Annotated in this window: 7 protein-coding genes and 1 pseudogene; 3 read left to right on the top strand and 5 right to left on the bottom strand. The window is 47.8% G+C overall.

The window, feature by feature from the left end; all coding sequences use genetic code 11:
- Positions 1 to 322, top strand: a pseudogene (locus Abor_RS13030) (hypothetical protein); the annotation flags it as partial.
- Between the two features lie 317 nt (positions 323 to 639).
- Here the strand turns inward: Abor_RS13030 and Abor_RS09235 are convergent.
- The 5 genes from Abor_RS09235 to Abor_RS09215 all read right to left on the bottom strand — a co-directional run bounded on the left by Abor_RS09235 (position 640) and on the right by Abor_RS09215 (position 7303).
- On the bottom strand, positions 640 to 1989 hold the full coding sequence (locus Abor_RS09235) for a PepSY-associated TM helix domain-containing protein (protein WP_048841562.1): 1350 nt from the start codon (positions 1987 to 1989) through the stop codon (positions 640 to 642).
- An 11-nt stretch (positions 1990 to 2000) separates the two neighbouring features.
- Positions 2001 to 4313, bottom strand: coding sequence for a TonB-dependent receptor family protein (locus Abor_RS09230; RefSeq protein ID WP_244877886.1), 2313 nt, complete (start codon positions 4311 to 4313; stop codon positions 2001 to 2003).
- A 106-nt stretch (positions 4314 to 4419) separates the two neighbouring features.
- Positions 4420 to 5205, bottom strand: a complete 786-nt coding sequence (locus Abor_RS09225; protein WP_048841561.1) for an ABC transporter ATP-binding protein — start codon at positions 5203 to 5205, stop codon at positions 4420 to 4422.
- Positions 5199 to 6203, bottom strand: a complete 1005-nt coding sequence (locus Abor_RS09220) for an ABC transporter permease (RefSeq protein ID WP_052946410.1) — start codon at positions 6201 to 6203, stop codon at positions 5199 to 5201. Before Abor_RS09220 ends, Abor_RS09225 begins: the two co-directional genes overlap by 7 nt.
- A complete protein-coding gene (locus Abor_RS09215; RefSeq protein ID WP_084594468.1) occupies positions 6200 to 7303 on the bottom strand; it encodes an ABC transporter substrate-binding protein in 1104 nt (367 codons plus the stop codon). The genes Abor_RS09220 and Abor_RS09215 overlap by 4 nt, the downstream gene beginning before the upstream one ends.
- A 945-nt stretch (positions 7304 to 8248) precedes the next feature.
- On the opposite strand from Abor_RS09215, the gene Abor_RS09210 reads away from it, so the two are divergent.
- Together Abor_RS09210 and Abor_RS09205 are read left to right on the top strand one after the other, a co-directional pair.
- Positions 8249 to 10411, top strand: a complete 2163-nt coding sequence (locus Abor_RS09210; protein ID WP_408734818.1) for a TonB-dependent receptor family protein — start codon at positions 8249 to 8251, stop codon at positions 10409 to 10411.
- A gap of 525 nt (positions 10412 to 10936) precedes the next feature.
- Positions 10937 to 12367, top strand: coding sequence for an LLM class flavin-dependent oxidoreductase (locus tag Abor_RS09205; RefSeq protein WP_048841559.1), 1431 nt, complete (start codon positions 10937 to 10939; stop codon positions 12365 to 12367).

The raw sequence follows: 12367 nt of genomic DNA, 5'->3' as shown, positions 1-12367 counted from the left end.
AATCCCGTACGGGATACCATTGTTTTTACAGTGTTTTTTGGCGAAACTCCTCCAAAAAATTTTAGTTTTTGCACCACCACGAGGAAGGTCTTACACTCCTCTCATGGTCGAGGCTACAAAGCCCGTTGCTGCTGATGTCACAGGCGGCCACATTGATCCCGATACGGGTAAGCCCCTACCTCATGGGGTAAGTTATCGTGGCCCAAAACAATACACGACCCGTAACATAGTCTACTGCAGGCAGGTGCTGAAAAATTTCTCAATTACGGCACAGACCAAACGCTTGCTTAATGAGACGACCGTCAAGGCAGAGCTTGCCTAGTTCACGAATACCCGCCCTCTCGACAAGAAGAATTGCCCCGAAATTTGTGAAAACATTTTCTATCTAATTTAAGCGGCTAGTAGATATGTTTCCTATTGTGCAAAAAAAGCGTGCTTCAGTTTCTGTTCGTAAAATATTTCCAATGAATGACAGGGTACCTTGATTGTTGAACCAGCCCCCCTTAAGCGTTGCCAGTTCAATAGGTTCCCTGCTTTCAATGGCCATAGCCGATAAACGAGTTCGGTTTTGTAGAGACGATTTATGGTTTCAAGCAATGCATTGTCATAGGCTACAGGTCGTCAAAAGCCTCAGGCTTTTCATGGTTTGGTTTTGATTGGTATCAAGCTCGCTAAAGCCAGAACGACTAACGATAACCCCAACTCTGGTAGAAATAATGCTAGTATAATGAGGACAATAATACCACCAAGCCCATAAGTTTGGGTAGGCAAAGCGAGCGGTGCCCCCAAAGAGCCCGCAGGTTTGCGTTTAAGCCACAACACTGTTGCTGCACAGCTCATCATGAGTAAGCTGGCTGCCACTAAAAGGTTGATAGCCTGATTCACCCCTCCAAAAAGCTGACCCTCATGCGCCGCAACGCCGTAGCCAATGATCCGATCCATAAGACCTTTCTCGGCAAACGTTTCCGGTTTCACCACATGGCCGTCGGGTGTTACTGTCACACTTTCCCGCAAAGGTCGGTTTTGTGTGTCGGAACGCACAGTCCATAGAGAGCCAGACGGTGTAATGATTACCGGAGCTGGCAGGGAAAGAGCGCTCGCAGTCTTTACAACAGTATCCAAACTACTCAGCAAATCTCCTTCCGGAAAAGAGGTTAAAGCGGCTGGCATGTCCATACCGGGCATATCCATATTCTCTTTTGCGGGAAACTTCTGTGGTTGTCCGAGCGGGTGCCCGGCAATGACAGCTGCGACTGGCACAGCGCCAATTTCCCAGTCCTTGACAGAGGTCAGGCGACCAACCGTGTTTTCGACCGATTGTAGAGTGTGTCCCCAAACGAAGGACCACGGAAGACCGGATACCAGAAACAGCACCAGAAAGACTGACGTCCAAACACCAGTGACCGCATGGAGATCCCGCCAGCGGGTTCGTCCCTTTGTTCGAAGGCGTGGGTAGACAATGCCTGCCAGCCCGCGCTGATGGCGCGGCCACCAGAGCAGCACGCCTGTCACGATGAGCACAATGGTCCATGATGCAACCATTTCCATAATGACAGACCCCACATTGCCTAATAGCAACTGACCGTGCAGCCTAAAAACAAGCCGCTCAAATCTGTTCTCTTCCAGAACAGTTTTCAGAACGGTATGGGTATTCCGATCCACATAGACCCGCACCGCTTGTCCGTCTGGCCTGCTAACAAGAACACGCGCAGCACTCTGCGATGTCCGGGGAAGTTCATAAGCCAGAAAAGCCCCCTGCGGCACTGCAGATAAAGCCGCCTGAACGTCCTGCTCGGGAGAGGGCGACAAGGCGATGGGCAGATGGTCATAGCGCCAGTCAATCCAGTCATCTATCTGGGGTTTAAAAAGATAAACCGCCCCGGTCAGAGAGAGAAAAGCCACAAAAGGCAGGCAAAACAGCCCTGCGAAGAAATGCCAGCGCCAGAGCGTGCGACGGTCTGGCCAGAGAGTTGCACTGTGTATGGTCATGGTACTATCCCTCAAAACCTGATGCGCACGCCGCCGAAATACGCACGGGGCGCACCTGCGTAGATGGAACCTGTGCTATCCATGAGTGTGGCTGCACCAGCCTGTTGTCCATCTGATTGCAGTTTATCGCTGATGTTCGTGGCTCCCGCGATATAGATCTGGTTGGCCACATTTTGCACTTCGAAATACCAGTGCAAACGATGTGCCCAGCCAAACCGCGTGGGGGGATCATAATGTATTTCAAGATTAAGCAGCGCATAACCCGGCGCTTTCAGACGATTGGCGTTATCCAGCCAATAAGAATCCCGCCACGTGACTTCCGCATATCCGCCCAGTCCTTCCAGTAGGCCGTCAGGCTGATCATAAAGAAAGCGGGCATTAAGGAAATTGGGAATGACCCCTGGGATATAATGCCCTTTACGGCTGAAGCTGCGTGAGAACGTGCTGTTGGAAAGAACCTCGGTATAATTGGTATAAATCTGGTTATCATAGGTGTAGCTCAGTTTAACCCGACCACCGGGAAGCATTTTTGGCAACGGCTTCCACTCCCCACCCAGAACAACACCACGATGTTCTGACGCAGGTGCGTTAAAAGTGTAGGAACCAACGGTGTTGACGCCTGCGGACTGGCTGACCAACTCGTTTTTATAAAATTCGTAAAAACCTGTTGCCTGAATACTAATGGCGGAAGATGGGTGCCAGTCAGCGCCCAGATCAATGCCGAAACTTGTCTGACTTTTCAGCTGTGTATTGTTCCCGTATTCCCCCTGTGGGGTAATGAAAAGATTAGAAGAAGATGGCGTGCCATAGGCTGTGCCAACACGGGTATGCAGTGTCCAGTCTTTTGATGGCGTGTAAATTAACGCGCCTTCTGGTGCGAGATTGAAATAGAAACGATTGGCTGTGATGGCCCGTTGGGTAATGGCTGTCGCGGAGTAGCCATAAAGTGTTTCGGTTGCGCCAATATCGGAATATGTGCCGCCAAGACCGGCGACGATGTGCCAGTCGGGTGCAAAATGCCAGTCTTCCTGAAAGCGCGCACCAAGATTCCACTGGTGCCCATAACTCTCCGAACTCATGGCCCCTCGTGTTGCACCACCAAGGGGCATGATGTTGTAAGTCTGCGAACCAAAATCGAGATAATCAAAATTCACGCCAGCAAATGTTTCCAACGCTCTGCCAGCAAGTTGCCCATGGTTGGTTATGTCGCTGCTTACATTATAGGAATTATAGGGACCGACATACGCCGTGGGCGAAGTCGGTTGGTCGATATGGCGCTGATCGTATGTAAACTGGTTTCGCCAGATTGTGTGGCTGTTGAAATCATGCTCCCAGCGCAGGCCTATCACCGTGCGTCGATCGAAACGCCCTAGACCGGCTGCTTCAGGGCTCATAGCAATTTTTGCACCATAGCGGCCATTGACCAGCAGATTGACAGACGCACAACTAACTATCGCGCTGGACGCATTGGCGCACCCTTGCTGGTAGGGATTGGCCCGATACTGGTTGAGTGACACTCTTGCTGGCAGAAAAGCATCCGTGACGTTGTTGACGAATTTCAGGATAAGACGATCCGATGACGTCAGAGTAACACGCAGCCGCACATTTTCTGTCGAGGTATTATAACGGCTATTGGCAATGAAGCCGTTTCCACGCACATCGCTGCCAAAGATCATCAGATCGTAGTGTCTGTTGCCAAAGCCAAGTGTTGCATAATTGTTGAACATTCCAAAGCTGCCGAAATCGGAACCCAGTTCCAGCCCGTGAATATCTGCTCCCTTCCGGGTGCGGAAATTGATGGCGCCGTTGATGGCATAATTACCATACAGGGTTGAGGCTGGCCCCTCAAAAACATCGACACCCTGATAGGCGTGAGGGTCGATCAAGTCAGCCCGGGCAGTCCCGTCGGGCTGGATCATGGGAAAACCATCTTCTAAAACCTGAAGATTTTTTAAGCCATAGGACTGGCGATCTCCAGACCCTCGGACTGACACCACAGTATCACGAGGGCCATTCCCCTGAGTAAAGCTGACACCGGGAATAGTCACCACCATATCCGCAACACTCTGGCCAATCTGGTTCGCGAAATCACGCCTGTCAGAGCTATAAGTTGTCTGGCCTGCCGGACGTGTAAGGGCAGAAGATCGGCTTAATGCCGTGACAACAATCTGCTCAGTATAAACAGTTTTCTTTTGTTGATTGTTTTTTGTTTTGTTTTTTTGATCAAATGAATAAGTCGACGCATCTGCCTCTATATTCAGAAGCACCGTAAAGCTCACAAAGCACAGCATAGCAAGCACAATCGATCGAACTAAAGTAAGCATTGCTCGGCCTAAAAAATAAGAAAAAATTCAATGACTTCGTTTTTTGAGTGAACACGGAAAAGAAAATGAAAGATAAATATATGGCATGATAAGATTTTCTGAAACGCTAAAAAACATGCCCCAATGCCTCCAAAATATTGTGGCGCAATGCAACAAAATCTCGATTATCCCGATGCCGAGGTTCAGTAAGATTAATAACAAAATCGTCTACAATTTGAGCAGGCCTAGGTGTAAAAACGATAATACGCGATGCAAGCAAAAGAGCTTCTTCTACGTCGTGTGTAACAAGCAAAGTGGTTAACGTTCTACTCTGAGAAAGCTTCAAAAAATCATTCTGAATACTCATCCGAGTAAGAGAATCTAATTTTCCAAAAGGTTCATCTAGTAACAAAATATCTGGATTATTGACCAATGCCCGTGCCAAAGTCGCACGTTGTGCCATGCCGCCCGATAGCTGCCGCGGATAGCTACCTGAAAACGATAATAACCCAACCATATCAAGCACATGGTCTATTTGCCCGTGATCAATAGGAAGATTACGTGCTTCAAAGCCTAATGCTACATTCTGTTTTATTGTTCTCCAAGGCAACAAATAAGAATCTTGAAGTACAATTAATCTATCTGGAGAAGGACCATTAATTCTTACGCCATCTACGCCGATTTTTCCACCTGTTGGCGTTTCAAGGCCCGATATCAAACGAAGCAAGGTCGATTTTCCGCATCCACTCGGCCCAAGAAGAGCTATTATTTCACCCTGAGCAACATCAAAAGAAACATTCTTTAAAACAGTCAGATGGCCCGATGAATGTTCATAAAAATGGCTTACGTTTCTAATTTGAATAGAACGCCCGTGAGGCGAAGTATTTTGGGAGGAGAGTGGTAATGTTACCATTTTACACCATCATTCTGCCAGTTAAGGACGTGATTACGAACTTTAAAAAGAATGCTTATTAAAGTGGAAAATAAAACCGACATAAGGCAAAGCACAGCATATAAATTAGCATAGGCGCCCCACCCTTGAGCCCACTCCATATACCACCCCAAACCCGCCTTAGCTCCGACCATTTCTGCTACAATTAACACAGCGAACGACGCACCTAATCCCATAAAAAGACCCACAAAAACTTGGGGTAAAGCCGAAGGTAGTGCGATATGGCGAAGTAAAAAATAAGGAGAGCCACCCAGTGTTCGAGCCACATCGTAATAACCAGTTTCAACAGCGGAAACGCCAGATGCTGTTAAAATTGCCACCGGAAAAGCAGTAGAAATAACCACAAGGAAAACGCTTGCCGTGTAAATTGTAGGAAAAATAAAGAGCGCAATTGGTAACCATGCTATAGCAGGCAGTGGCCCAGCAAAACGAATAACGGGATGTAGCCAGTAATGTATTTCTTTTGACCAACCAATTGCAGCGCCTACAAAAAATCCTAAAAAACTACCCAGTAAAAAACCAGGGACAAGGATTAACAAAGAACTTAAAACGCTTTCAGATAGACGGAAAAAATCTGTGAGATAAATATTTAGAACTGCTTGCGGAGAAGGGAAAAAAGGTAAAGGTAGTAGTTTAGCGTATGCAGTTACCATTTCCCAAAAAAAAATGATAAATCCCAATACAGCGAACCACCGAATATGTAAAAAAACAAATTTAATTATTCTATTATTGTGGGTGAATTTTAGAAACGGCAATAAAAAAAGGAAAAAACTAAAAAACAAACTACTCCATATCAAAAAATATGTTCCAGGATAATTATGTTCTTTCAAAGAAAAAAATGAGCATAATGAAACCAAAAACCACGATGAAAAGCCTATAATTGTATAGTTTTCTTTGAAAAAAGAAAATATGCCTATTGTTTTTTTATGTGGAGCAAGCTCTTTTGCTACTGTGATCATGATCTGCGCTCCGCAACAAGATTTTCTGTTATTCGTTTGGAAAATACACCGGGATCTGTTGTTGAGTTGAAAACCCCAATATCTCGTAATTGTTGAGTATAAAGTCTTATTTGATTACACAAATCTTCTTTCATCGGATGAACATGATGAGTTTGCATAGTAAGAATTTTAACAATATCGTCTAAATTAGCGTTTGATTTGGAATATTGTTTATAAAATTGCGCTACTTTTTCGGGATCATTGGCACATAGCTCGGCTGCCGCCAATGCTGCCATAGAAAAATTATAGATAGTTTGACGGTCTCTTTTAAGAGTATCCGTGCCCGTTGCAACAACACAACAAGCTAAATTATGCCAAGAGCCAGAAAGATTGGAAAGTATCTCAATCAAGTCACCATTAGCTCTTTCCTGAGCGAGATACATAAGGGGGTCAGAGCCTGCATAGGCTTGAATATCTCTTTTTTCTAGCGCCATGGGCAGTAAAGGATCTGGATAGCTGCGCCATGCCACATCCTTATTAGGGTTGATACCATGCTGATGTAAAAGTAAAGCAAAAGTATTATAAGCGAACCCATTAATGTCAGTTAAGCCAATAGTTTTCCCTTTCAAGCTTGTTATGTCACTGCTAATCCCCTGTTTTTTTGAGCCAACAATGCGCATGCAACCACCGTGCGTACCCGCTACCAGTTTGACATTATATCCTTGTTCAAGAGGCTTCATAAATTGCATGATCATACCGATACCGATGTCGGCTTTAGCTGTTGCAAGCGTTTCAAGCAGGGCATCTGTTTTCGTCCAGCTTAGAAATGACGGTTCGATGCCATAGCTACGGAATATTCCATAATGCTCAGCTGCCACAATGGGAGCAACACAAACAGCACTCATAGGCAATGAAACACGAAGCCTCGTTAAACCCTGAGCAGATTTTGGAAAAGGTAATGGAGATGCTTTTACAGCCCTACCAAATAGGTAAGCCCCGAGGCCAATAGTCGAAAGTGCGCATGCTCCTGAGATTAAGCCACGCTTAGTTAAAGAGCCACTCCGCGCATCAGGAACCGGCTCTTTTAAGTCGTCAGCATAAGACCCTTTTTGTGAAGCCATGATCTCTTTTTAACCTGTGCAGCGAATATCACAGAACACCATATGGAAAGTTATGAAAATATTCCACCAAAATATACGATAAAAAATAATATTTACGCACCAAAAAATGTGCTAATGGATTCGTTAGAAGAAAATAACTTAAAAATTTCGTAGAAGAAGCGACTGGAATGGAAACCATACCTCATAAAACACTTTTTCTAAAAACGAGATTCAAGAAGTCATCCATTCTGCCTACGCCTCACACTGTTGGGCATTATAGGGGCAGCCTATTTGGATTCGAAACGATTGGCCCTCAGGTCAAGGCGACGGCTGCAACAGGCATTCCGGCAATCGAGATGACTGTGGCGAGCATTTCCATCGACATCGCCCTCCGCTTTTTTAGTGTGGCCAGCAACGCCTTGGAACGATGTCGTAAAGACACTCTTTGTGCGTGAGTAACTCTTCCACACCCGATACAGCTATGCCGTCATGGTAACCAGAAAGCGCTAGTACTCTAAACCTCTCTTTATATCGGGCTTTGAGTGTTAGCGGGACACTGAAGGTGGGTTTACCTGCCACAAAATGGCAGTGGAAGAACATACGCAGCCAATCCATCGCAATAGAAATACGCAATTGCCGAGCGAATACAACCTCAAACGCGGCCATTTTCGTTCGAGCATTAAGACTGACGCGAGATGCAATTCGCACCTCAAAACAACGCAAAAACATACTGTCTTTTCTGGAGCTCTCTTTATGTCTGACTACACGCGCGTAATGTTACATTTTTCAAGGCGCCGAAAGAGATATGCTGTCGCTCTTATCCTATTGACGGCAGATCTCGAAAGCTTCCGCAGCGCCTATGCTCAGGATGCGTCTTACGAGCATTCACTCCACAACCATCACCACACAACCGGTAAACAAACCGGGGCGACTAAGACTATCGCAAAACCGGTCGAACATGACGAGATGGAGGGGATGTCTCCCGAAGATATGCTCCATCACCACCCTCACCCCGCTAAGACACAGGCTGGCTCGGCAAATGCCACAGCAAAACCTGCCGAACATGACGAGATGGAAGGAATGTATCATGGCGGAGCCCGGGCAACAGATGCGGAAGAGGTGAACGTTAAAGGCACACATGTGCCGCCTATCCGGCGTGCAGCCGCGCGGCTTCTCTCTATTCCTGGAGGGACAAGCGTCGTCGATTCAAAAATGGTGCTCAAACAACGTAACGCCACAGCAGCAGACCTGCTCAGTTATCAGCCGGGTGTCTATGCGCAAGCTCCGGCAGGGTCAGACGATATTCGCCTGTCTATCCGTGGGTCTGGTCTTCAGGTTGGCTCAAATGCAACGCGCGCAGGGATTATCGTTCTCTTCGATGATCTGCCAGCAACCACACCCATTGGCTCATTCAATGAACTCTTGGAGCCACTAGGTACCAACTACACAGAAATTCTACGCGGCGGAAACGGGTTCGACCGAGGATCGCTTCAACTTGGCGGCCTGATCAACTATCACACCTTTACCGGCTACGATGCCAAGACCTTTCAAGGACGTGTGGAGGCAGGTAGCTTCGGTTATGTCAAAGAACAGCTTTCCTCTGGGCATGTATTCGGGAAATCTGATTACTATATTAGTGTAACCAACTCCTATCGCTCCGGCTATCAGGAGCAGACAAAATCCACCGCGTTTGGCATAAACTTTAACTATGGCTACCGGTTTAACGATTCTGTTGATACACGCTTCTTCTTTCGTTACCGCCAAACCTACGAAGGCAACCCGTATTATTTGACCCGTGCCCAGATTAGGGAAAATCCTAAACAGGCTCAGGCTCCCTATAACACGTGGGGTACTTACACAATCGAGCCTGGAACAAAGTATTTCGGTAACCGTACAACAATCCGCATTGACGATAACTCACGCCTTATGATCGGCGCGACCTATATCGACGCACCAATGAATCATCAATTGGGAAATACGGCCTCGATTTACGACAACTTCTACCTAAGCGGCGTTGTGCGTTATCTTCGGAATGATAAAATATTCGACCATAAAAGCGACACGACTCTCGGTGTCTACGCCACGGGTGATTTGCCAGGAAGCCAGTTTTATAACGTCGTCCGTAGGGCTGCCGCATACCCCACTATTCCCTTAGGCACGCTCCTGAACCGGCAGAAGCTTGGCGGCAGCAGCACTGTCTTCCATGTCAGCAACAACACCGAGATATTCAAGAATTTCTGGCTGACCGCAGGTGGTGCGCTGAGCTACGATCCACGTTCTGGTTCCGTTCGCTACCCGGTTGTTAATCACTTTAGCACTCACCCGCTCAACTTCGCACCGCGTGGCGGGTTCCGCTATCAAATCACGCCAGACATTCGGCTGTATGGCAATGTAAGCCGTAGCGTCCAATCTGCACAGGATTGGCAGTTTCTTTCCGGCTCGCGTTACACTACGGGCCCTGCTACGGGCATGACCGAAGGTTGGCAGAAACTTGAGCCCCAAACAGCAACAACCTTTGAGGTCGGTACAGAAGGAACCTGGCGCGGTCAACACTGGAGCCTGTCATATTACCATTCCGCCGTACACAACGAACTCCTACAAGTCGTAACGCCGGTGTCCCAGCTATATAACAGCGCCGTTTTCAGCAATGCCTCTCGTACGACCCATCAGGGCGTGGAGGCCGGAGTAACCGGCACGCTCTATAAATGGAACGGCGGCGACATCACCTACATGCAATCCTACACCTACTCCGATTTTCACTACAATCACGACGCGGTTTTCGGTCACAATCGTCTTCCTGGTGTGCCCGTACATTATTATCAGGGCGAGGTGCATGCAGACTTTAAAAATGGTTTCTATACGACCTTTGACGTCGAGGCCGCATCTTCGATCACCGCATCTTACGACAACAAGGCAAAAACCGCACCATATCATATCTACAGTTATACACTCGGCTACCTCTGGCCGAAGAAAAGCCGTCGCGTTTATCTACAGCTCCATAACCTTGCTAACAAACATTACGCAATGGGCGTGGTTCCCGTCTACACCGCAACCAACGGAGATGCTGCTGCTGAGATGCCCGGCGACGGGTTCGGTGTTTTCGCAGGCGTCGATATTGGTTTCAACTAACACCATAGTCGCATTTTAAGCGCAAATAGCGCTGACCGGGTGTGTTCGTCGCAAGACGAACCATCTGGGAATGGCGTAACGGGCAGTCAACGCTGCAAGAATTGTACAACGCAGTGCCCGCTTTCCTGAACAGAGCCGTAAACAAAGAGCATCGTTTCCTGTGCGGTGTTTTTTCGGTTCCAGCGCATTAGCCTGATAACGGCACTGGCCACGACAACATACGCAAGCCTGACCAGATAATCTCACGGGAACATTCGTCTGTCAGGTTCACCGTCATGACCCCATACCTCTTTAGGTGAAAGCTTTAAACGCTCACTCAACCCGCACGAACCGCCATAAGGCCAAATTTTAACATCATGAAGAGATATTTTTTCATATAACTTTTTTATCGTTTATATAATTGACTCACGATACCAAATTGTTGTTATCATGCATAAACTATAATTAATGGTTGTTTGAGGAGTCTGCGGTGTTTCATTTTCTTGCCTTCCCCCCCTCCTCTTTTCGCCCGCACCACACTCCAGCTTGAGCCAAACTATGAAGCAGTTACACGTAAATCTGTTTGAAATGGCCTGCGTCAGCCACATCGTGCATGGCATGTGGCGGGTACCGGGTAATAATCGCCATCGTTATAGTGAAATGGAGCATTGGCTCGACACTGCCAAACTGGCCGAGGCGGGTCTGTTTGATGCTATTTTTCTAGCTGATGTCATCGGCACTTATGACCGGTTTGGAGAAAGCAATGATGCAGCCCTGCGGGAAGCTGTACAAATCCCCAATCTTGACCCGCTTTTGCTCGTTCCTGCCATGGCTGCTGTCACCAAAAATATCGGCTTTGGTGTCACGTTTTCTACAACGTATGAGCCCCCTTTCGCCTTCGCGCGTCGCATGGGCACGCTTGATTTACTCACACAAGGGCGGGTGGGCTGGAATATTGTCACCTCCTATTTAAGAAGTGCCGCGCAAAATTTCGGTCTGGACGACGAAATCCCGCATGATGACCGCTATGTCATTGCAGACGAATATATGGATGTCCTGTACAAACTGTGGGAAGGCAGTTGGGATGACAACGCCGTTCTGAAAGATGCTGCTGCAGGCATTTATACAAACCCTTCGGCTGTAAGGGCCATTAACCATGCGGGGGCCCATTTTCGCGTTGCAGGACCGCATCTTGTAGAACCATCCCGCCAAAGAACGCCTTTGCTATTTCAGGCAACTGGGTCACCAGCAGGGTTAGAATTTGCCGCACGTCATGCAGAGGTCGTGTTTATTGGTGGCCGTACAACTGAAGAGGTACGCACCAACATTGCCAAAACACGCGAACGAGCCGTTGCCCATGGGCGCAATGCTAACGATATTCGCTTCATTGTCATGGCAGGTATTATTGTTGATGAAACAGATGCTCTTGCCGCCAAAAAGCTGGAACACTACCGCAGCTACTACAGTGTAGAAGGGGCGCTGGTTCACGCTCAGGCTGAAATTGACCTGCGCCGCTATGATGTAAACGAGCGCATAGGAGATGTGCTGCTCCGAGAGGGCCAGAGTTTTGGCAACATGGGCCGTCGCTTCCGCCCCGATCAAACCATTGGCAGCGCGCTGAAACAGATTGCTTCGTTTGATGAAGGCCGCTTCTTTGCCGTCGGCTCTCCTACAACTGTTGCCAATCATATCGAGACTTGGCTGGACGTTGATGGCATCGATGGCATCAACCTACGGCAGTATCATTCCTTTGATACAGCAAAGGATTTTATTTCCCTCGTTGTGCCTGAACTTCAGCAGCGTGGCCGGTACCGTACGGCTTACACGCCGGGCGAAACCCTGCGTGAGCGCCTTTTCGAACCCGGACAAGCACGTCTGCCAGCATCCCATTTTGCCGCGCGCTACCGAGATTCACAAAATCTAACAGTGCCAGCAGCCCCGCTTTTTTCTTCCTTGCCCCTTTCCAAGGCGTCCTGA

The sequence above is a fragment of the Acetobacter orientalis genome, from assembly GCF_000963965.1.
Lineage (GTDB): Bacteria > Pseudomonadota > Alphaproteobacteria > Acetobacterales > Acetobacteraceae > Acetobacter > Acetobacter orientalis.
Note: the sequence above shows the minus strand (reverse complement) of the source record. Positions and strands in the feature narration are given on the sequence as shown.